This is a genomic window from Moheibacter sp. (assembly GCF_049672845.1).
Classification (GTDB): domain Bacteria; phylum Bacteroidota; class Bacteroidia; order Flavobacteriales; family Weeksellaceae; genus Moheibacter.
Genome location: NZ_JBATWT010000008.1, coordinates 139,170 through 159,920, shown reverse-complemented (window position 1 = coordinate 159,920; position 20,751 = coordinate 139,170). Strand labels below are relative to the sequence as shown.

The following is a 20,751-nucleotide window of genomic DNA, read 5'->3' as shown; positions in this document are numbered from 1 at the left end:
TTTATTGAGCGAGGGTTTCTTCATTTATAAAGGTTAGTTTTCAATTATTTTACAATAGTTTGTAACAACTATGCTATTTTTGCATACTTATACATCGGGTCGAGTTGAAATCCAAGGAAACTGAATTTACAGAATTAATCGAAAGCAATCAGGGAATTGTGCATAAGGTCTGCCGCATATACAGTGACAGCCCCGAAGCGCATGAAGATTTGTTTCAGGAGATTGTTTTGCAGCTATGGAAATCATTTGATTCATTTAAAGGTGATTCGAAATTCAGCACTTGGATGTACCGTGTTGGTTTGAATACCGCAATTACATTAATCAGAAAAAAAAATAAATTAATTCCAACTTCATCTATTGATAGTCAACCCTATTTTGATTTAAAAGCCGTTGAACATGATGATGAAAAGGAAGAAAGACTCAAACTGCTCTACAAAGCCATAAAAAAACTGAATGACGTGGAAAGAGCTTTGGTATTGCTATATCTTGAAGATATGCCTTACAAAGAAATCGCTCAGACACTCGGAATTTCTGAAGTTAATGCCCGCGTAAAAATGAATCGGGCAAAAGATAAATTAAAAGAAATGATGATCTCTAAATAATGAACGAAAAAGAACTCAATATAAATGATGAATTGGATGATTTGAAATCGTTGTGGAAGAACCAGCCTGATGAAAAAAATTATGACAAGGAAGATATCTTCAAAATGATTCATCGCAAATCTGTCAATTCTGTGCAGTGGTTATTTATCATTACTATCATTGAATTTCTATTGGGAATACTCATGTCGCTTTGGAGTATTTTCTCTGGGCAAAAAATGTATTCACCCGAAACTCTTGACGCAATCGGACTGGAAACTTATTCCAAATTTGAAAGTATTTCACATGTAGGACTAATCGGATCGGTTCTTTTCATTTCGGTAACTTTTTATTATTACCGGAAAATATCATCTGCTCTTTCAGTCAATAAGCTCATGCAAACCATAATGCGCTTCCGAAAAACCATTATGTGGCTGATTATCTGCTGGGTTTCGTTTTCTTTTATTTTGATCATTCCTTTGGTAATGGAAATGGGCGAAAATACCTATTTGAATACAGTGAATCATGAAAACGAAACCCTTGAACAAATGAGGTTGCAAGCAAAGAAAACCGCTTGGATATTTGCCGGAATCATGATTGGGTTCATCACTATTTTCTGTGCAATCTATTATGGAATTATCTACGGAATTTTTCTGCGCAGACTCGGAAGAAACCTCAAGGAGCTTAAAAACATTGAAAACTAAACTCTATCTTTGCGTTTATGAATTCCAAAGGAAAACAAATCATTTCGATTTTTACCGCTGTCATTTTGATGATGGTCGTTTTCCTTCAACCTGTTCATCAGCTGGCTCATAACCACGTTGAAAATCATCAGGAATCATCCAACTCAAAGCACCAAAATCCCGAAATCCAACACGGAAATCTTTGTTTTCTTTGTGATTTTACCTTACCGGCCACAACCGGATTTACCACATCAACCTTTGAATTCAGTATTCAGGATCAACCATTTTTTCTTCCTGAATCATTTGAATACAAACCACTTCATTCAATCCAAACCCAAAGCGCAAAACAGCTTCGCGCACCACCATTTCTTGCATAAAACTGCCTTTGAACGAATAATTATTTATTCTAACTAAAAACATTTTTAATGCAAACCAATTATGGGTGGATATTGCTTTTATTTTTAAGCATATCCGCAAATTCGCAAATTATCATCAGCGGAAATATTCGGGATAATTATGGAATTCCGGTTCAAGAAGTGAGAATTACTGCACAAAACGCTTCGGTTTATTCAGATGCCGAAGGGAATTATTCACTGCCTATTCCCAATCCCGGAAAGACAACGGTCCGACTGGAAAAAGAAGGATTCCAAACGCTGGAAGCCAGGCTGGAACTTAATTCTTCTCAGGTCAGGAATTTCATTTTGACCGAAGAAATTTACGAATTAAGCGAAACCATCATTCAACATTCTCACGAAAAAAAGATTCAAAACGCCGAAACCGTCAATGCCCAATTTTTAAAAGAAGAATTTTCGGGTTCGCTTGCCAAATCACTTGAGAAAATTCCCGGAATTCAAGCCATGGAAATCGGTTCAGGAACATCCAAACCGGTCATCCGCGGGCTTGGATTCAACCGGATTTCAGTCGTGGACAACGGAATCAAACAGGAAGGGCAACAATGGGGCGCCGACCATGGATTGGAAATCAATCCCTGGAGCATTGAGAATCTGGAAATCATCAAAGGAGCCCATACACTCGAATACGGAAGTGATGCGATGGGCGGTGTGATTTCTATCAAAAACAATCAGAAACCACTTCCCCACTCTTTCAAAGGCGAATTGAATTTAATGGGAAGATCGGCCAATCAGGCGTTTGGTTCTTCCTTTAATCTGGCGCAGAGAGGCGAAAGTTTTTACTATAAATTGTCCGGGAATTATACCGATTTCGGGGATTATTCGGTGCAGACCGATCAGATTGTTTACCTCTCACGCAACATCCCGATTTTCAATCAAAGACTGAAAAACACGGCCGGAAGGGATTATGCCGTTTCAGGGCAAATCGGTTATGTTTCACCAAGATTTGAAACCGTGCTGAACATCAGTAAATATTATCAGAAACTTGGCTTTTTCCCGGGAGCGCACGGCGTTCCTACACTCGATCGGGTGCAGGATGACGGCGATCGGAGAAACATCGAATTTCCTTATCAGAACGTCAATCATTTTAAAATAAGCAGTGAATCCACCTTGCGTTTCCATGGAAATTCTTTGAGTTTTTTGTTGGGTTATCAGAACAATCACCGTCAGGAATGGAGTGAATTTCACACGCATTATGGAAATAATCAGCAACCGCCACTAATAAATCCCAATTTGGAACTGGATTTTAAATTGGCAACTTATGATGCGCAGGTTAAATACCAGCATCGTTTATCAAAGAATTACAAATGGAACTTTGGTGTGCAGTCGCAAATTCAATCCAATAAAATCAGCGGATACAATTTTTTGCTTCCGGAATTTGAACGCACCAATCTTTCTGCTTTTGTCATCAATAATTGGGATATTTCGCCGCAATGGAATTTGAATTACGGCATTCGTTACGATTTTACAAAACTAAAAACTTCGTCATTTTATGACCGATATTTATTTGAATTCCTGATGAATAACGGACATTCGGAGTCTGAAGCCAATCAATTTGCTTTGAGAAGCACTGATTTGGATAAGGATTATCATAATTTTAATTATTCGGCCGGGGTTTTATTTCAGCCCGATAAAAATTGGGATTTCAATCTGAATTTTGCGAGTAATTTCCGTATTCCGACTGCTATAGAACTCGCTTCCAATGGTATTCACCACGGCTCTTTTCGTCACGAAAAAGGAAATCCAAATATCGACCCCGAAAATGGCTGGACTGCCGATCTGAAAATCGCTTTCCATCCGAAAGATTGGAATTTTGAACTAAATCCTTATTTCTACTATTTTCAGAATTATATTTTTCTGGAGCCGAGCGGAATTTTCTCGCCTTTGCCTCACGGTGGACAGATCTATCAATACACGCAAAGCGAAGCCTTGATTACGGGAGTTGAATTCAAAGTTGAAAAAGAATTTTTTGAAAAATTAAATGGTTTGCTGACGCTGGAATATCTCTACAACCAACAAATCAATCAATCTGGAGATTTTCCTTTGCCATTCAGTCCGCCGATGACGATTTTCAATGAATGGAATTATAAAATCATTCAAAACCGTGGATTTTTGGATCATTTGGAAGTTTCGGCTAATGTGAAATTTACGTCGGCTCAAAAAAGAATTGCAAGAAATGAAGAAATAACGGACGGTTATACCCTTTTCGGTGCCGGAATGAAAGCCGGTTTCAAATGGAATTCTTTCCAGCCCAATTTGACTTTGACGGTTCAGAATCTGACCAATGAAAAATATTATAACCACATCAGCTTTTACCGCGCATTGGAAATTCCGGAAATGGGAAGAAACATTCAGCTGATTATTCAAATTCCGTTTGGAAAATGAGTGGGATGAAGAAACATATCGCTTCCTATTTGCTAATCGGGATTTTTTTATTGCCCAATTTGCTGAATATTACTCATTTTATATGGGTAGATCATAATGAACAGTCAAATTCCTATGAACTAAACAAAGTTCAAATTCAAACTAAAAAGGCGGAAGACCACAACTGCGAACAGTTTTTCTTCAAAGTTCCGGCTTCCAATCTGCTTGACCTGAGTTACAAAGAATTTGGAAAGTCAGAAGTATTCTATCAGTCCGTTTCTGACCGGATTTTTCTAATCTATTATGAGCAAAGAGAGAATTTAAATTTATTTTTAAGGGGACCACCTAATTATAGTGTTGGTTTAATTAATCAACTTATCTAATTTATAATCAACAATTTAAAAATAAATAAAAATGAAAAATATAATTAAAAATTCAATGCTAATTTTGATTGGAACGTTTGGAATGATTTCTTGTTCGAGTGACGATGACAGTATCGATACGCAAAAGCCGATGATCATTTTAAATCAACCACTAGACGAGACCGAATTCCATTTTGGAGAAAACCTTCATATTGAAGCTGAATTTTCGGACAACGTTGGATTGGCTTCCTATAAAATCGAAATTCACAGTGCCGGTGATGGGCATACGCATAAAACTTTGGTAGGAACCGAATGGTTTCACACCGAAACGCATCCGATTGCAGGAAATCCGACGCATTATATCGCTCAAAGAGAGATTTTAATTCCATCGGAAATCAATGGAGAACCTGTTCTAGAAGGGCATTATCATTTGGGAATTTATTTGGTGGATACATCAGGAAATGAGCAGCAATTATTTGTTGAAGTTGATATTCACGAAGCGCATTAATAATCCTATTTCTAAATAATATCGGAAGAGATTTTTCGAAAGAAAAGTCTCTTCTTTAGATTTGCAGGAATGCTTCAGGAAGTTTAATTTAGCGGTTCTTAATTATACAAAACAATGATAGCAATAGCAGACAGCGGCTCGACCAAAACGGACTGGGTGATTTTAAATGAAGATTTAACCGAAAATTTCAGAACCAATACCATCGGATTTAATCCTTACCACATTGACGCCAAATCAATTGAAGCGGAAATGTTCAAAAATCAAGAACTGAAAGCCATTGCTGATCAAATCACAAAAGTTTATTTCTACGGCGCCGGTTGTTCGGCTGATTTTCTGCGTGAAATCGTAAAAAACGGTTTTAAAGATTATTTTACACAAGCCGAAATTCACATCGACCACGATTTATTGGCGGCTTGTTATGCGGTTTATCGCGGCACTCCTGCCATTGTTTGCATTATGGGAACAGGTTCAAACGCTTGTTATTTTGACGGAGAAAATCTGAAAGAAGCCACTCCTTCCCTCGCCTATATTTTGGGTGACGAAGGAAGCGGAAGTTATATGGGCAAAAAATTATTACACGCGTATTTTACCAAAAAAATGCCAAAACATATTGCCGATAAATTCCACGAAACCTATAATCTGACTATCAGTGAAATGAACGTAAATGTTTACCAGAAACCACTTGCAAATGCTTATCTGGCTTCGTTTAGCAAATTCGTTTACGAATACAAAGATGAGCCATTTATGCAAAATCTGATTTATACTTCGATGGAAGCATTTTTTGAAAATCAGGTTTTACCCAATCCCGAAGCAAGAGTTTCGGAAGTGAATTTCATTGGTTCTGTGGCGCATTATTACGAAGAAATCATTCGCGCGGTGGCAGCGACTTATCATCTGGAAGTCGGGCATATTGTGCGAAAACCGATTGACAATTTAGTGGATTATCACAAAACCTACATTCTTTCGAAATGAAGCAAGAAGAAATCGTTGTAATTTCCTACAACACGCCGCACCGTAAAACGCAGGATGTTTTATTTCAACTGAAAGCCAGAGGATATCAAAATGTTACGGTTTTGGCTTTGCCTTTTGTCCTTCGTGAAAATCCATTCAAACCGATTTATGCGCACCGTCCTTCCACAGCAATTGATGTGATGCCAGAGGTTTTATGTGAACGTCTTCATTTCCGATTTAAAGAAGTAAAAGTGGACGAAATAAATGCTTATCTGAATCAACATAAAGCCGATTTTATTATGATTGCAGGTGCCGGATTATTGCCCGACGAATTGGTTGAAAACCATAAATTGATTAATTCGCATCCGGGTTGGTTGCCCAAAGTTCGTGGATTGGATTCCTTGAAATGGGCGATTCACAACCAACAACCTTTGGGCGTGACTTGCCATTTTGTGGATTCGGAAGCCGATGCCGGTTTTCTGATCGAGCAGCGTGAGGTTCCGGTTTATGCCAATGATACTTTTCATTCGGTTGCCTTTCGTCAATACGAAATCGAAATCGATATGCTGGTAAGTTCCATCGAAATCATTCCTACAAGAACTGAATTTCCTTCGCTCAGTACAACTGAATTTGAAGCCACTCGCCGAATGCCCAAATCGATTGAAGAGAATTTAATGGCTGATTTTGAAGTGTATAAAAAGGGATTTATTCAAAGTTGATTTCCTCTTGATGTAAGACTTGGCCGTATTCGGTCAAAACAAATAATTTATATTTCCTTTTATCAGGTAAAATCAATTCGACATTTTGATTGGGTTTAATTTCTTGAATGGCTACTGGAATAGGATTTGTGAAAATTTCATCATCAGCATAGTACACTTGAATAATATTTCCCTGCAGACCGTTTTGGAATTGGAAAGTATAAGTTCTGCGACCAACTTTAATCCATTCATCGGTTTGCGGAAAAAATACTTGAATATCAAAAAAGCCGTCTGATACTGTCCAGATCTTATTTTCTGAATTTACCAATACGGAAGGCGCTGTAATTTTTGTGCTGACATTGTTTCGTCTAGAAGCTGTTCCTAAATCCGAAAAAATATCTTGCTCTATGGTCAGTGGATTCACATTTGTTATTTCATAAAAACGCTGTGCCATGGTTTTCCATTCATTGCGTTGTTTTTCTTCAATATGACCATGACCGGCATATACCAGCAGTTTTTTCTTTTTATTATAAATTTTCTTCAAATTTTCAGCCTGAACAGAATCTCTGAAATTCATTTGTTTCATTCCTTTCAAATCACTTTCAATTCTGCTTTCGTATGAATGTATTTCAAAACCTAAATTAATTGCTTCTCTCAACAGATTCCCAAACTCGGGTTCAGGTGTGTAAAACCCTGATTTTAATGTCGGAACACCATTTACAAAAGCAGAATCTTCTTCGGTCAAAGCCTCAAATGCAATTGCTTCAAAACCCCGCTTTTTGAAATCTTCGAGCATAGATGCAAAGAAAATGCGGTTTTGAGGATTCATGTGATTTTCGTTAAACATCACAACATCCTGGTTTTGAGTTTGATTCAAAATAAATTCTTTTGCATCTCTCGGTTGAAATTCATCTTCGATTTCAAAAGGCTTTCTTATTTGATATTGAAATATATTAGCAATCATCATATCTCTTGTTTCAAAATCGCCAATAAAACTTAATGCCGTTGCTTTAATTTGTTTGCCCAATGCCGTAGTGTCATTTTGAGAATTTATGTATTTTAAATAATTACCATAGGGTGTGCTGAACAATAAATCTTGCTCTTTTAATTCTCCAAAAAATTTATTATTTATGCCAAATAAAAGATAGTTCTGTTCACGATAAAAATGAACATTGTAGGGATCTTTGTCATAAAATGGATTATTTACATTTATGAACCTCAAAAGACCCTCTCCTTTTTCGATAAAAGTATCAGTTATTTTAAACGAATTGAAGGAATAAAAATAAGTAATGCCGGATTGAAACTTATAATAATCGGTATTTGTAAATGTTTTTTGAATATCGGATAAGTTTTCGCTCTCATAATAAAATCCAAACACATTATTATAATCCGATTGGGTATTGAAAGTGAAGAGAACCTGATGATCCGGTTTCTTTTTGACCTTTGAGGTTAATAATGATGTAAATTCCCGGTTCTCAATCCAGATATTTTCTTTATTCTTTTCGAATTTAAAATAATCGCCCAATAAATAAAGTTCAATGGAGTCAAGTGGCGCACCCAATTTTACCATTTTTAGTGTAGAATCATCACTCGCAACAGTTTGTTGTGTAGAACGAAGATAATTGGTGCTGCAAGAAAAGTTAAAGTAAATTATAAATAAACCCAATAATACCTTTTTCATATTTTTCATCGCATTTCCAATACTTCTCTGACTACCATTCGTTGATTTTCAATCAGATTTCCTCGGAAACCGATCTCCTCTCCCACTTCAAATTGTCTGTATTGGGCAGCGTTTTCTCCAAGATTCGGAATGCTGATGACGGCCGTGTATTCAATACCTTTATTATTGTATAGCACAATGGTTTGTCCGTCTTTTTCCTGAATTACGTTTGAAATAGTTCCGGTGATGGTGGTAATTCCTTCGGTCCAGACTTCATTTTGGGTTGATGTCATTTCGCCGGATTCGGTGGCTTCAGTGTTTTGTTTGTTGGCTTCGCAAGAAAAATTGAAGAATATAAACGAAGCCATAACGCTGATGTATAAAGAGAATTTCATAATTATAGATTTTTAAGTTAAACGAATTTAAAATATTTTATTCAAATTTTTGACCAAAACTGTAACAACTAAGAATTACCTTTCGTCTTTTGTACAGAAACTGATTACCGAATTGAAAATATTTCAGTTAAATAGCGAACAAGAATTGTTGAAACAATGTCAAAAAGGCGATCGTCAGTCGCAAATGACTTTGTACAAAAAATATGCGCGCGCTATGTACCAGGTAAGCAGAAACATAATTAAAGACGAGATGAAAGCCGAAGAAGCCATGCAGGACGCATTTTTATCGGCATTTGAAAAACTGGACGAATTCAAAGCAGAAGTAACTTTTGGTTCCTGGCTGAAGAAAATTGTAATCAACAAATCACTGGATTACCTCAAAAAGGAGAAAATGTATCAGAATGCCGAATCGGCAGAAAATCTTCAGCTTTTGGAAGATTCTGAAGAAATTGACCTGAGCGAAAAGATTGAAGCCGTCAAAAAAGCAATGAATAATTTGCCTGAAAATTATCGGATTATTCTTTCGCTTTATTATCTGGAAGGATACGATTACGAAGAGATTTCAGAAATATTAAATCTGAGTTATGCAAATTCAAGAGTAATGCTCAATAGAGCTAAAAATAAATTAATTACACTTTTAAATTAAAGTGATGATGGAAGATAATTGGAAAAAAATATTTGAAGATAATAAGGAGAAAATCCGGGAAGAATTTACACTTCCTTCCGGACACGAAAAACGATTCCTTGATAAACTCGAACAGGAATTTCCGCTTGTTGAAAAACCAAAATTCAATTATTGGAAAGTCGCAGCAGTCCTGATTCCTTTGATGATGTTGTCCATTTATTATTGGACAGAAATTCGACCGGAAAATCCCGATAATCAAAGTTTTTCGCTTGCTGAAATCTCGCCTGAACTAAGTGAAGCCGAAAATCAGCTTGCTTATCTGGTCGAAATGAACGTAAAAAAAGTAAAATCAATGGAAACCGAAGAAAACCGTGAGTTGGTGGATAATTCGCTAAATCAGCTTCAGAACCTACAGAGAGATTACAATCATTTGCTTGAAGATTTAAAAGAAAGTGGTGGAAATCCGCAGGTAATGAAGTCTGTACTTATGAATTTGCAACTGCAGGTCGAAGTTTTAGAAACCGTTCTTACTCAAATCAATACCATTCAAGAATTTAAACACAATCAAAATGAAACGATATTATAGCCTTTTCCTGTTCATATTTTGGGGAATTCAGTTCGCCACCGCAACCGGTCCGGCAGCAATTGAAACCAAAATCATCGATAAATCTTTTACCGTGAATCCCAATGCTGAACTGCGCATCAGCAACAAATACGGAAATGTCAATATGACCACCTGGGACAGAAATACGGTCGAATTTCATATCGAAATCAAAGTTGATGGCGCCAATGCCGACCGCGTAAAAGAACGCATTAATTCGATTTCGGTGGATTTTAGCGCAAACCCAAATCTCGTTTCGGCCGAAACAATCATTAAAAACATTCGGAACAGCAATAATATCAACATTACGATTCACTATTTCGTGAAACTCCCAAAAAGCAATAATATCAACATTACCAACCGCTATGGAAATATTTCGCTGGATCAGCTCAAAGGAAATTCGGTCATTCATCTGGATTATGGAAATATGAGTTTGGGGAAAATGGAAAACGCGTTGAATACCTGGGATTTGGACTATGTAACTTCTGCCAGTGTGGATTTTGTAAAATCGGTGCAACTTACGATGGATTACAGCCGGATCAATATTTCAAAATCTGAAGTTATCAATCTCAATGCGGATTACAGCGATGTAACCATCGGTCAGATTTCCGATTTGGTCAGCAGTATGGATTATGGAAATCTTTTCATTGAACAAGCCGGTTCGGTTTCAAGTGTATCTGAATATACAAATCTGAAAATCAATAATGTACAGACCAGTTTTGTTTCATCTATGAGCTACGGCTCCATTGCCATCGGAAATGTCCGAAAAGGATTCAATAAAATTTCGATTGGAGCTGATTATTCTGATGTTTCCATCGGAATGGATTCCGGAGCCGGATATACGCTCACCGGAAATTTCAAATACGGCGGAATGAAATTTCCATCCAACGTGAATATGTCCAAACAAATCGAAAAATCAGTGGCCAAAACCTACGAAGGCAAAGCCGGAGACGGTTCCGGAGAGGTATTGATCAATATGAATTACGGTAGCGCAAAAATTAAATAATCAGAAATCAAATAATTATGAAAACATTTATCATCACCGCATTTTTTGGTCTTTCCCTGATTTCCTGTGCGCAGGAAACTGTAAAAGGAAACGGAAATTTCAGTACAGAAATCAGAAACGTCAATGAAAATTTTGAGGCAGTAGGTTCGTCAGGTGCTTTCGAAGTCGTTATAAATGATGCCCCACAGGACGGAAAAATTAAGCTCGAAGGAGACGCAAATATTTTGGGAAAAATAATTGTCGAAGTAAAAGGAAATTCCTTGGTTTTGGAAACTAAAAAAGGATTTAATCTGAGTTTTAAAAAACCGGTAAGAATTACAATTAATGCTCAGAACTTGAAATATTTAGGGCTTTCAGGCTCCGGAAGTATAAAAGCAAAAGGTACCCAAAATGTAGAGGAATTTACAGCGGCTATAAGTGGATCTGGAGATATAGAGGCAAAAGTTTCAGCCCATAAAACATCCACCGCTATTTCAGGATCAGGAGATATCACATTGTCTGGTAAAACCAAAGTTTTGAAGGTGGCGACATCGGGTTCGGGAGACGTTCACGCCTTCGACTTAGATGCAAATGATGTGGAAATTGGAGTTTCGGGCTCAGGCGATACAGAAGTTAAGGTTTCCGAATCTTTGACAGGCGGAGTTTCCGGTTCCGGAGATATTTTTTACAAAGGAAATCCAACTAAAATTAAAGTTGCATCGGGTGGATCCGGAGATGTGATTGATGCCAATTAAAGTGAATCTTAGCTCAGATACTTTCTTTCAGAAAGAATCCTTGTCGTAATTTTCGGGCAGGGATTTTTGTTTTGAATAGTCAAAGGATTTTGAATAAACCTTATATTTACGCATAAATTAATTTCACTCTGATGGATGAACGATTAGAACATTTGGAAGCGGATTTCAGACTTGCCGATCAGCTGATTGCCGACACGGAATTTGAAGAAGCAAAAGCAATACTTTTCAGAATTATTGAAGAAGAACCTAGATTTGGAAAGGCTTACAACCATATCGGCTGGATTTACGAAACCAAAGAAAAAAGATTTCGAGAGGCTGAACGTCTTTACAAACAGGCGATGGAATTCACACCCGATTATCCGGCTCCTTACATCAATTTATTGTATCTCCTCAACACTGAACTCCGCGGTGCAGAAGCAGAAGCGCACATCGAAAAAGCAAAAGATGTCGTGGGAATCAATAAAATTTCGCTTTATACCGAATGGGCTTATATGTTGGAATATTCTGGAAGATTTGAGGAAGCGATTGCGAAATACAAGGAAATCATCCCTATGCAGAATAACCTCGAAAAATTAGATCAAATCAAAACCGACATTGAGCGTTGTCGCAAAAAAATGGAATTATTGCAGTTGTAATCAGCGCTCAAACTTAAAAATCTCCGTTCTTTCATCCTTTTTACCGGACAATTTATTGGCAATAATCTGTGCAGCAATCATACTGAATGTGATGCCATTACCGCCATATCCAAGCGCAAAAAACATTCGGTCTTTGCCCGGCCAGGTTCCGATGTAAGGCAATCCGTCTTCCGTGGAGCTGAAAGTTCCGCACCAGGCCATATCGGTTGTAAACGGAATCTCTGGATATATTTTACTGAATTTCTTCTCAAGTTTCTGAATTTTCTCTCTAAGCAAACTGTCGCGTCGCACCGGATCTCTGAAATCTTCGTCTTCTCCTCCAATCATTATGCGATTATCGGACGTGGTTCGCATATAAACGTAGGGAGAATTTGTTTCCCAGATCAGACTTCGTTCCGGCCATAATTCTTTTTCTGCAACCGGATAGGAAACTAAAACATAAGTTGAAATCAGTTTCATCGGATTTTTTGGCAAAAACTGTCCCGCTTCAAATCCCGTTGCAATCACCACATATTTACATTGAATCTTTTTGCCTTCCTGCGTTTCCAACTCATAACCGTTTTTGACTTCTTTCCATTTCACAATTTCGGTATGTGAATAAAGTTCTAATTCCTTTTTGTCCAAATGAAATTTTAGCAGTTTTGTAGCCGCCGAGTAAGTATCCATCATGGCTGCTTCCTTGTTTTTTAAAGCTGCCGGATAATTCAATTTGTGTTGTGTTTTAAGCTTTTTATCGTCAAGGAATTCCACTGGCAAACCATGTTTCTGCCTGATTTCAAATTCTCTTTCCAATAATTTGATGTCTTTTTTAAACGATGCCAACCAAAGACTTGAAAGGTTTTGAAAACCTGCATCGGCATTGGCTTCTTTCAGAACTTTTTCGATGTCTTTAATCGATTGCAAACTCGCGTGATAAGCTTTTGCAGCTGCCTCCTCGCCTACTTTCTTTTTCATTTTACAGAGCGGAACATCGATTTCATATTGAAGCTGAGCACTGCTCGCTGCCGTACTTCCGGTGGCGATGGTGCGTTTGTCAAAAACACTGCATTTTATTCCAGCTTTGCAAAGTTCATGCGCCACAAGCGCGCCCGTAATTCCGGAGCCAATCACTGCAACTTCGGTTTTATGGTTTTTGCTTAATGGGTTATAATAATTGAAAAGTTCATTTTTAACGATCCAAAAAGGCAATCCGGAATGTAAATCCATAAATTTGATTTAGGATTTAAATTTAGTCGAAATTTCCCATAAAAAAGCCTCAAAATCAAAATTCTGAGGCTTTCTGTTTATTTATATTTTTTATTAATCTAAGCTTTCGAAACGACGATGGTTTTGGTATTTACAAATTCGCGAATTCCGTCTTCTGAAAGCTCTCTTCCAAATCCCGATTTCTTAACGCCTCCAAATGGAAGTTTCGGATCGGAACGAACCAATTCATTAAAAAACACAGCGCCTTCATCAAATAAATGAGCTTTATCGGTGTATTTATCTACATTCACTGAGCATATGGAAACACCTAATCCAAAAGTAGTTAGATTGCTTAATTCAACTGCTTCTTCAAATGTCTTTATTTTTGAAACAACGGCAACCGGCCCGAAAGTTTCTTCTTTAAATACTGGCATTTCAGAAGTTACTTCGGTCAAAATAGTCGGTTCATAAAAAGCATCTTTGCGCTTTCCTCCTACCAAAATTTTGGCACCCATTTCTACCGATTTATTGACTTGTTCTTCGAGTTCTTCGGCCAAATCGATTCTCGCAAGCGGTCCGATTTCCGTGGATTCATCAAAAGGATCACCCATTTTCAAAGCTTTTACTTTGGGTGTGAATTTGGTTAAAAATTCTTCATAAATTCCTTCTTGCACCAGAAAACGTTTGGCTGCGATGCAACTTTGTCCGGCATTTCGATAACGCGCATTGATGGCTTTGTCAATGATTTTATCCAAATCGGCATCGTCCATAATGATGAAGGCATTGCTTCCACCCAGTTCCAAAACTGATTTTTTGATTTCCTTTCCGGCAATCGAAGCTACAGAAGAACCTGCTTTTTCGCTTCCAGTAAGCGAAACAGCTTTGATGAAAGGATGTTCAATGATAGTCTGAATATATTTACTTTCCAGAGATAGGTTGAAATAAAAACCTTCTTCAAAACCCGCTTCCAAAAAGATTTCTTCAATGATTTGAGCTGATTTGGGAACATTGCTCGCGTGTTTGACCACAATTGTATTTCCGGCAAGAATGGTAGGAACCGCAAATCGGAATACTTGCCAAAACGGGAAGTTCCAAGGCATTACACCTAAAATCACACCCAAAGGTTCGTATCGAACGGTTGCCTCGTATCGTTCGGTGGAATATTTTCGGTCTTTCAGGAATTCATCGGCATGTTCGGCATAGAACTCACAGTTCAGTGCTGATTTTTCAATTTCGGCAATGGATTCAAAAACAGGTTTACCCATTTCTTCTGAAATCACTCTTGCATATTCCTGTTTGTTTTTCAGCAAAATTTCGCCGACTTTCCGGATTTTATCCACCGGACGGTTTCTGTAATTTGCTTTGTTTTTGATGAATAAATCATTTGCCTGTTCTATTTTCTGAACGGCCTGATCTATCGTGATATATTGATTTGACATATTCTTCTTAAGCAGGCGTATGATTTTTAATCCTATCCAAATAAGCGCCTTCTGCCACTTCCGGATATAATTCATCATAACGCATCACACTATTTACTTCAGCTCTTAGGTTGATGTAAGTTCTGTCGATTTCACTGTGGTGAACCAATCCTGCGGCAGAAATCAATTCCCCAAAACTCTTCATGGTATTTTTGTGGAAATTGTAAGTTCTCAATGCCTTGTCTTCCACATCCAAACCTTTGACCAGATCCGGATCCTGTGTTGCAACTCCTGCCGGACAAGTGTTTTTGTTACATTGCAAAGCCTGAATACAGCCTACTGCCAGCATCATAGCACGGGCACTGCTACACAAATCTGCCCCTATGGCAAGAACGCGTGCAATGTGAAAACTACTGATGATTTTTCCGGAAGCAATGACTTTAATGTCTTCCTTCAAAGCATAACCTCGCAAAGTATCTACTGCAAAAGCAAGTCCGTCCAGTAAGGGCATACCAAGCGAGTTGGAAAATTCTACCGGTGCAGCTCCTGTCCCTCCTTCTCCACCGTCAATGGTAATAAAGTCTGGTTTTAGACCTGTTTTTACCATCGCTTCACAGATATCTATAAACTCTTCTTTTCGGCCGATACACATTTTAAATCCGACCGGTTTTCCACCTGAAAGATCACGCATTTGATGAATCAGTTTCAACAATCCCTCTGCATCTTTAAAAGCTGAATGCGAAGGTGGAGAATCTACTTCAGTGTGTGGTGTTACCCCACGAATAGCCGCAATTTCGGGCGTATTTTTACTTGCCGGAAGAATCCCTCCGTGACCCGGTTTTGCACCTTGAGAAATTTTCAACTCAATCATTTTTATATTCGGATGAGCGGCTGTTTTTTCAAATTTTTCAGGAGAAAATTTACCATTATCTGCACGACAACCAAAATAACCTGTTCCAACCTGCCAAATCAAATCTCCACCCGGTTCCAAATGATAAGGACTTACCCCACCCTCTCCGGTATTGTGTGCAAATCGTCCCATTTTTGCTCCTTTATTCAAAGCCAAAACTGCATTTTTACTCAAAGAACCAAAACTCATCGCAGAGATATTCAGTAAACTTGCCGAATAAGGCTGTGTACAATGTTCACCACCAATCATAATGCGTGGATCTTCATCTACTTTTACTCTTCCGGCATACATAGAATGATTCATCCATTCATATCCGGGTTCATAAATATCCATTTGCGTCCCAAACGGAACTGTATCTGTAACATTTTTGGCACGTTGATAAACCATGCTTCGCATTACACGATCCAGTGGTCTTCCGTCACGGTCATTTTCCACAAAATACTGCATGATTTCCGGCCGTATACTCTCCAAAAAATAACGAAGACGCCCAATAACCGGGAAATTTCGTCTAATCGCATGTTTTTTCTGGTTTAAATCTATGATCCCCAGCAAAATAAGGGGCGCTACAATCACAAAAAACCAAAGAACAGGTTTCCAAAATAAGGAAATTGCAATCAGTAATACCGAAATACTGATTGATAATAGGATAAATAATGGCCTAACTTTCATTTCAAAATTCATTGAATTCGACACAAAATTAAACATTAACTGCAAACTACCCAATTGTGTTTAAAATTTAAAAATTCTTATGGATTATGAATTAAATCGATTTTAAATAATAATTTTGAATTTAATTTTAAAAAGTGACATGAAAATTATCTGTATTGCAAGAAATTACGCAGAACACGCCAAAGAATTAAATAATGAAGTTCCTGAAAATCCTGTATTTTTTTTGAAGCCCGACACTGCACTTTTACAAAAGGAAAGAGATTTTTATTTGCCTGAATTCAGTCAAAATATTCAGTATGAGGCAGAAATAGTTCTAAAAATCTCCAAAGCAGGAAAATATATTCAACCCGAATTTGCGTTGAATTATTTTGAACAGATTTCGCTCGGGATTGATTTGACTGCTCGTGATTTGCAATCTCAATTAAAAGAAAAAGGACATCCTTGGGAAATTTCGAAGGCTTTTGATAATTCTGCAGTGGTGGGTGAATTTTTAGATAAAAAAGACTTTGACTTAGAAAATCTGGAATTCAGATTGGATAAAAATAAAATAGCTGTTCAACAGGGAAATACCAAGGATATGATTCATGGTTTTGCTAAAATTATTTCTGAAGCTTCCAAGTATTTCACACTTAAAACCGGCGATCTGATTTACACCGGAACGCCTGCCGGAGTTGGTCGTGTTGAGGAAAACGATTTGCTGGAAGGCTGGATGCATGAGCGAAAAGTTTTTGAGGTTCAGGTGAAATAACGTAACTTTAAAGAAATTTAAAACTTCGGCTATGTCACAAAAAATTTTAGTTCCCATTGACTTTTCCGACTTCAACCAAACCGTTATTGCCAGAGCTATTGATCATGCAAAACTCGTAAATGGTGAGATTTATCTGATTCACGTGGCTACCTTGGACATTGGGGTCATCGTAAGTGAAACTGGATTCACCTATTTGCCTGAACTTGAGCAAACTGCGCTCAATGAGGAAGCTGAACAGATGAGTAAACTAAAATCGGAAATTGAAGCCAGAGGAATCAAATGCGAAACCATTGTAAAACAAGGAATCCCGGCCGACATCATCGTGCAGGAAGCAAAAGACCTGAATGTGGATTTGATTGTCATCGGTTCTTTGGGGCATAACGCCTTATATAATATGTTCATCGGAAGTGTGGCAAGTGATGTAATCAAACATTCGAGCGTACCACTTTTGGTTATTCCAAAAGAAAAATAATCATTGATACAACAGAAATGGAAACAAAACGATACAAAAAAGACGAAAACTTTACGATTCTGTGGACTCCTTTCAAATGTATCCATGCCGGTGTTTGCGTTAAAAAGCTTCCAAATGTTTACAATCCAAAATCACGTCCCTGGATCACACCTGAAGATGCCACTATTGAGGAATTGAAAGCTCAGATTGACGCTTGCCCTTCCGGTGCTTTGGGGTATGAAAGTAAAGTTTAATCAATTTTTATTGCGAAATCATTAAATTTCGCTAAGGATTTTTTGAAAATTCGTTCCAATTTTATTCAAACGAAAGAAAATATCCTTTCCTGTTTTTTTAACGTGTGAAATGTGCTAAATTTGTAAGCTAATTCTCACAAGAGTCATAATTAATAATGGAGAGATTTTCATTTTTAAACGCCATACACTCTGAATACATAAGTGAGCTGTATGAGCAGTACAAAAAATACCCTGACAGCGTAGAACCAAGTTGGAGAGCATTTTTTCAAGGATTTGATTTTGCCGGCGTTTCCTATAACGGTCATTCACTTGATGGCGAGGTAAACGAACAGATAATTGCCGAAATCCCAGAAAAAGTTCAGAAAGAATTTAAAGTAATTAACCTCATAGATGCCTACCGCACAAGGGGACATCTTTTTACCAAAACCAATCCTGTAAGAGAGAGAAGGCAGCACTCGCCTACTCTCGATATTGAAAATTTCGGATTGACGGAAAAAGATCTGGATGAAGCTTTTGACGCCGGTAATATACTTGGAATCGGTAAATCAACTTCACTTCGCAACATCATTGAACACCTAAAGCATATGTACTGTGATTCCATAGGTGTGGAATATATGTACATACGCGATCCCGAAAAAAATAACTGGATTCAAAACTGGTTGAATGAAAACCTGAACCATCCGAAACTAACTGTTCAGGAAAAAGAAAGAATATTATTGAAACTGAATGAAGCGGTAGCTTTTGAAAATTTCCTTCACACCAAATTTGTCGGACAAAAGCGCTTTTCTCTGGAAGGAAACGAGACGCTGATTCCTGCTTTGGATGCAGCTATCAACCGTGCTTCTCAGGCCGGAGCTGAAGAAGTTGTTTTGGGAATGGCACACCGCGGTCGTTTAAATGTTTTGGCCAATGTTTTTAATAAATCATATACTCAGATTTTCAGTGAATTTGAAGGAAAAGAATTCATAGAAGACATTTTCTCAGGTGATGTGAAATACCATTTAGGTTCGACTACAGAAGTGGTTTCGCTTGCCGGAAAAAAAGTAAAAATGAACCTTGCGCCCAACCCTTCTCACCTTGAAACAGTTGATGCCGTGGTAGAAGGAATTGCACGCGCCAAGGGAGATAAAGATTACGGTGGAGATTACAGCAAGATTTTGCCCATCCTTATTCACGGTGACGCCGCAATAGCCGGACAAGGAATTGTCTATGAAGTTGTACAGATGATGAATCTCGACGGATATAAAACCGGAGGAACCATTCACATTGTGGTAAACAATCAAGTTGGATTTACTACAAACTATCTGGACGGACGCTCTTCTGTTTATTGTACAGATGTCGCAAAAGTTACTCTGTCACCTGTTTTGCATGTAAATGCAGACGATGCAGAAGCTGTGGTTCATGCTTTACATTTCGCAGCTGATTATCGTATGCGATTTGGTGAAGATGTATTCATTGATTTATTGGGATATAGAAAATACGGACATAACGAAGGGGATGAGCCCCGTTTTACCCAACCCAAATTGTACAGCATCATCGCCAAACATCCGAACCCCAGAGAAATATATAAACAACATTTAATAAAAGAAGGAATCATCGGAGATGAAATCCTTGCCGAAAAAGAAAAAGAATTCAAGCAATTACTGGATGAAAATTTCGATGCGGCGAAGGAAATCGAAAAAAATAAACTGGATACATTTATGCCAGACGAATGGGAAGGTTATGAAATGGCCAGTGAAGCAGATATGCTTAAAACAGTCGACACCAAATTTCCGGTTGAAAAACTCCATAATATTGCAGAAACGATTACCACAATTCCTGACGGTAAAAAATTTATCAAGAAAATTCAGCGTTTGCTCAGTCAACGCAAACAAATGGTTGTAGAAAACAAACTGGATTGGGGAATGGGCGAGCTTTTGGCTTATGGATCAATTTTGGACGAAGGAAATGACGTAAGACTTTCCGGTGAAGATGTGGAAAGAGGAACTTTCTCCCACCGTCACGCTGTACTTAAAACAGAAGATACAGAAGAAGAAGTTATCCTTCTGAACCATTTAGCAGATAAACAAGGAAAATACACCATTTACAATTCCCTTTTATCCGAATATGCAGTTTTGGGATTTGACTATGGATACGCCATGGCTGCTCCTGACTCTCTTACCCTTTGGGAAGCTCAATTTGGTGATTTTGCCAATGGGGCTCAGATTTTAATTGACCAATATCTTTCCGCAGCAGAAGACAAATGGAAAATCCAGAATGGACTTGTGCTTTTACTTCCACACGGATATGAAGGTCAGGGAGCGGAACACTCTTCGGCACGCATGGAACGTTTTCTCCAGCTTTGTGCACAGGGAAATATGTTTGTGGCCAATTGTACAACCCCGGCTAACTTTTTCCATTTACTGAGAAGACAGACCCGTGCGAAATACAGAAAACCACTGGTGGTATTTACACCCAAAAGTTTATTGAGACATCCGCAGGTCGTTTCTACTATGGACGAACTGGCAAACGGCGAATTCCAAACACTGATTGATGATCAGTCGGCAGATCCGGCAAAAGTTGAAAAACTGGTTTTCTGTCAAGGTAAATTCTATTATGATTTATTGAAGAAAAAAGAAGAACTCAATGCTGAAAATGTAGCATTGGTTCGTTTGGAACAATTGTATCCTTTGGATAAAGAAAAAATCGAATCCATTTTAAATAAATATTCCAATAAAAAACACATCATCTGGGCACAGGAAGAACCGGAAAACATGGGTGCTTGGACATTTTTATTGAGAAAACTAAGAGACATTCCATTTGAATTGATTTCACCGAGAGAAGCAGCTTCACCAGCAACAGGTTCTCATCAGAAATTCAACACAATACACAATAACACGATTAACAAAGTTTTTGAATAAATTAGC

At 37.9% G+C, this 20,751-nt stretch carries 22 protein-coding genes; 17 read left to right on the top strand and 5 right to left on the bottom strand.

Annotation, left to right across the window (positions count from 1 at the left end; genetic code table 11):
* Window positions 1-104: 104 nt before the first annotated feature.
* The 8 genes from WBF63_RS03625 (at window position 105) to WBF63_RS03590 (ending at window position 6,575) form a co-directional block, all read left to right on the top strand.
* Window positions 105-602, top strand: coding sequence for an RNA polymerase sigma factor (locus tag WBF63_RS03625; protein WP_424368335.1), 498 nt, complete (start codon window positions 105-107; stop codon window positions 600-602).
* The gene (locus WBF63_RS03620) at window positions 602-1,282 is read left to right on the top strand and encodes a hypothetical protein (RefSeq protein ID WP_424368334.1); all 681 of its coding nucleotides are present in this window, start codon (window positions 602-604) and stop codon (window positions 1,280-1,282) included. Before WBF63_RS03625 ends, WBF63_RS03620 begins: the two co-directional genes overlap by 1 nt.
* Before the next feature lie 17 nt (window positions 1,283-1,299).
* Window positions 1,300-1,638 (top strand): hypothetical protein, encoded by a 339-nt coding sequence (locus WBF63_RS03615; RefSeq protein ID WP_424368333.1) that lies wholly within the window; start codon window positions 1,300-1,302, stop codon window positions 1,636-1,638.
* A 48-nt stretch (window positions 1,639-1,686) separates the two neighbouring features.
* Window positions 1,687-4,056 carry a TonB-dependent receptor gene (locus WBF63_RS03610; RefSeq protein WP_424368332.1) on the top strand — a complete coding sequence of 790 codons (2,370 nt, stop codon included), beginning with the start codon at window positions 1,687-1,689 and terminating at the stop codon, window positions 4,054-4,056.
* Between the two features lie 5 nt (window positions 4,057-4,061).
* Complete coding sequence (locus WBF63_RS03605) at window positions 4,062-4,418, top strand: hypothetical protein (protein WP_424368331.1); 357 nt, start codon at window positions 4,062-4,064, stop codon at window positions 4,416-4,418.
* 31 nt (window positions 4,419-4,449) lie between these two features.
* Window positions 4,450-4,905 carry a DUF4625 domain-containing protein gene (locus WBF63_RS03600; RefSeq protein ID WP_424368330.1) on the top strand — a complete coding sequence of 152 codons (456 nt, stop codon included), beginning with the start codon at window positions 4,450-4,452 and terminating at the stop codon, window positions 4,903-4,905.
* 114 nt (window positions 4,906-5,019) lie between these two features.
* Window positions 5,020-5,877 (top strand): BadF/BadG/BcrA/BcrD ATPase family protein, encoded by an 858-nt coding sequence (locus WBF63_RS03595; RefSeq protein ID WP_424368329.1) that lies wholly within the window; start codon window positions 5,020-5,022, stop codon window positions 5,875-5,877.
* Window positions 5,874-6,575: a formyltransferase family protein gene (locus WBF63_RS03590; protein ID WP_424368328.1), complete on the top strand. Its 702-nt coding sequence runs from the start codon at window positions 5,874-5,876 to the stop codon at window positions 6,573-6,575. The genes WBF63_RS03595 and WBF63_RS03590 overlap by 4 nt, the downstream gene beginning before the upstream one ends.
* On the opposite strand, the gene WBF63_RS03585 is transcribed toward WBF63_RS03590, so the two are convergent.
* The gene (locus WBF63_RS03585; protein ID WP_424368327.1) at window positions 6,562-8,235 is read right to left on the bottom strand and encodes a hypothetical protein; all 1,674 of its coding nucleotides are present in this window, start codon (window positions 8,233-8,235) and stop codon (window positions 6,562-6,564) included. The genes WBF63_RS03590 and WBF63_RS03585 overlap by 14 nt on opposite strands.
* A 5-nt stretch (window positions 8,236-8,240) precedes the next feature.
* Window positions 8,241-8,609, bottom strand: coding sequence for a hypothetical protein (locus tag WBF63_RS03580; protein WP_424368326.1), 369 nt, complete (start codon window positions 8,607-8,609; stop codon window positions 8,241-8,243).
* Between the two features lie 49 nt (window positions 8,610-8,658).
* On the opposite strand from WBF63_RS03580, the gene WBF63_RS03575 reads away from it, so the two are divergent.
* From WBF63_RS03575 to WBF63_RS03555, 5 genes are all read left to right on the top strand, one after another.
* Window positions 8,659-9,255: an RNA polymerase sigma factor gene (locus WBF63_RS03575; protein ID WP_424368325.1), complete on the top strand. Its 597-nt coding sequence runs from the start codon at window positions 8,659-8,661 to the stop codon at window positions 9,253-9,255.
* Between the two features lie 4 nt (window positions 9,256-9,259).
* Window positions 9,260-9,820 carry a hypothetical protein gene (locus tag WBF63_RS03570; RefSeq protein WP_424368324.1) on the top strand — a complete coding sequence of 187 codons (561 nt, stop codon included), beginning with the start codon at window positions 9,260-9,262 and terminating at the stop codon, window positions 9,818-9,820.
* Window positions 9,804-10,841 carry a hypothetical protein gene (locus WBF63_RS03565; RefSeq protein ID WP_424368323.1) on the top strand — a complete coding sequence of 346 codons (1,038 nt, stop codon included), beginning with the start codon at window positions 9,804-9,806 and terminating at the stop codon, window positions 10,839-10,841. Before WBF63_RS03570 ends, WBF63_RS03565 begins: the two co-directional genes overlap by 17 nt.
* A 17-nt stretch (window positions 10,842-10,858) precedes the next feature.
* On the top strand, window positions 10,859-11,575 hold the full coding sequence (locus tag WBF63_RS03560) for a head GIN domain-containing protein (RefSeq protein WP_424368321.1): 717 nt from the start codon (window positions 10,859-10,861) through the stop codon (window positions 11,573-11,575).
* 131 nt (window positions 11,576-11,706) lie between these two features.
* The gene (locus WBF63_RS03555; protein WP_424368320.1) at window positions 11,707-12,210 is read left to right on the top strand and encodes a hypothetical protein; all 504 of its coding nucleotides are present in this window, start codon (window positions 11,707-11,709) and stop codon (window positions 12,208-12,210) included.
* Here WBF63_RS03555 and WBF63_RS03550 read toward each other — a convergent pair whose 3' ends face one another.
* The 3 genes from WBF63_RS03550 to WBF63_RS03540 form a co-directional block, all read right to left on the bottom strand.
* The gene (locus WBF63_RS03550; protein WP_424368319.1) at window positions 12,211-13,416 is read right to left on the bottom strand and encodes an NAD(P)/FAD-dependent oxidoreductase; all 1,206 of its coding nucleotides are present in this window, start codon (window positions 13,414-13,416) and stop codon (window positions 12,211-12,213) included.
* 98 nt (window positions 13,417-13,514) lie between these two features.
* Window positions 13,515-14,834: an NAD-dependent succinate-semialdehyde dehydrogenase gene (locus tag WBF63_RS03545; RefSeq protein WP_424368318.1), complete on the bottom strand. Its 1,320-nt coding sequence runs from the start codon at window positions 14,832-14,834 to the stop codon at window positions 13,515-13,517.
* A gap of 7 nt (window positions 14,835-14,841) precedes the next feature.
* Complete coding sequence (locus WBF63_RS03540) at window positions 14,842-16,170, bottom strand: FMN-binding glutamate synthase family protein (RefSeq protein WP_424368317.1); 1,329 nt, start codon at window positions 16,168-16,170, stop codon at window positions 14,842-14,844.
* A gap of 361 nt (window positions 16,171-16,531) precedes the next feature.
* On the opposite strand from WBF63_RS03540, the gene WBF63_RS03535 reads away from it, so the two are divergent.
* The 4 genes from WBF63_RS03535 (at window position 16,532) to WBF63_RS03520 (ending at window position 20,745) form a co-directional block, all read left to right on the top strand.
* Window positions 16,532-17,140, top strand: a complete 609-nt coding sequence (locus WBF63_RS03535; protein WP_424368316.1) for a fumarylacetoacetate hydrolase family protein — start codon at window positions 16,532-16,534, stop codon at window positions 17,138-17,140.
* Window positions 17,141-17,171: 31 nt separating this feature from the next.
* On the top strand, window positions 17,172-17,612 hold the full coding sequence (locus WBF63_RS03530) for a universal stress protein (protein ID WP_424368315.1): 441 nt from the start codon (window positions 17,172-17,174) through the stop codon (window positions 17,610-17,612).
* 17 nt (window positions 17,613-17,629) lie between these two features.
* Entirely contained in the window at window positions 17,630-17,845 is a 216-nt protein-coding gene (locus WBF63_RS03525) for a (4Fe-4S)-binding protein (protein WP_424368314.1), read from the top strand.
* 155 nt (window positions 17,846-18,000) lie between these two features.
* Window positions 18,001-20,745, top strand: a complete 2,745-nt coding sequence (locus tag WBF63_RS03520) for a 2-oxoglutarate dehydrogenase E1 component (protein ID WP_424368313.1) — start codon at window positions 18,001-18,003, stop codon at window positions 20,743-20,745.
* Window positions 20,746-20,751 lie beyond the last annotated feature (6 nt).

Excerpts from the sequence above, each read along its gene's own strand:
- WBF63_RS03555 (WP_424368320.1), top strand. The coding sequence starts at position 11,707 with ATGGATGAACGATTAGAACATTTGGAAGCGGATTTCAGACTTGCCGAT.
- WBF63_RS03530 (WP_424368315.1), top strand. The coding sequence starts at position 17,172 with ATGTCACAAAAAATTTTAGTTCCCATTGACTTTTCCGACTTCAACCAA.
- WBF63_RS03590 (WP_424368328.1), top strand. The coding sequence starts at position 5,874 with ATGAAGCAAGAAGAAATCGTTGTAATTTCCTACAACACGCCGCACCGT.
- WBF63_RS03600 (WP_424368330.1), top strand. The coding sequence starts at position 4,450 with ATGAAAAATATAATTAAAAATTCAATGCTAATTTTGATTGGAACGTTT.
- WBF63_RS03545 (WP_424368318.1), bottom strand. The coding sequence starts at position 14,834 with ATGTCAAATCAATATATCACGATAGATCAGGCCGTTCAGAAAATAGAA.
- WBF63_RS03605 (WP_424368331.1), top strand. The coding sequence starts at position 4,062 with ATGAAGAAACATATCGCTTCCTATTTGCTAATCGGGATTTTTTTATTG.
- WBF63_RS03580 (WP_424368326.1), bottom strand. The coding sequence starts at position 8,609 with ATGAAATTCTCTTTATACATCAGCGTTATGGCTTCGTTTATATTCTTC.
- WBF63_RS03595 (WP_424368329.1), top strand. The coding sequence starts at position 5,020 with ATGATAGCAATAGCAGACAGCGGCTCGACCAAAACGGACTGGGTGATT.
- WBF63_RS03525 (WP_424368314.1), top strand. The coding sequence starts at position 17,630 with ATGGAAACAAAACGATACAAAAAAGACGAAAACTTTACGATTCTGTGG.
- WBF63_RS03535 (WP_424368316.1), top strand. The coding sequence starts at position 16,532 with ATGAAAATTATCTGTATTGCAAGAAATTACGCAGAACACGCCAAAGAA.
- WBF63_RS03610 (WP_424368332.1), top strand. The coding sequence starts at position 1,687 with ATGCAAACCAATTATGGGTGGATATTGCTTTTATTTTTAAGCATATCC.
- WBF63_RS03550 (WP_424368319.1), bottom strand. The coding sequence starts at position 13,416 with ATGGATTTACATTCCGGATTGCCTTTTTGGATCGTTAAAAATGAACTT.
- WBF63_RS03540 (WP_424368317.1), bottom strand. The coding sequence starts at position 16,170 with ATGCAGTATTTTGTGGAAAATGACCGTGACGGAAGACCACTGGATCGT.
- WBF63_RS03565 (WP_424368323.1), top strand. The coding sequence starts at position 9,804 with ATGAAACGATATTATAGCCTTTTCCTGTTCATATTTTGGGGAATTCAG.
- WBF63_RS03620 (WP_424368334.1), top strand. The coding sequence starts at position 602 with ATGAACGAAAAAGAACTCAATATAAATGATGAATTGGATGATTTGAAA.
- WBF63_RS03585 (WP_424368327.1), bottom strand. The coding sequence starts at position 8,235 with ATGAAAAAGGTATTATTGGGTTTATTTATAATTTACTTTAACTTTTCT.
- WBF63_RS03560 (WP_424368321.1), top strand. The coding sequence starts at position 10,859 with ATGAAAACATTTATCATCACCGCATTTTTTGGTCTTTCCCTGATTTCC.
- WBF63_RS03615 (WP_424368333.1), top strand. The coding sequence starts at position 1,300 with ATGAATTCCAAAGGAAAACAAATCATTTCGATTTTTACCGCTGTCATT.
- WBF63_RS03520 (WP_424368313.1), top strand. The coding sequence starts at position 18,001 with ATGGAGAGATTTTCATTTTTAAACGCCATACACTCTGAATACATAAGT.
- WBF63_RS03570 (WP_424368324.1), top strand. The coding sequence starts at position 9,260 with ATGATGGAAGATAATTGGAAAAAAATATTTGAAGATAATAAGGAGAAA.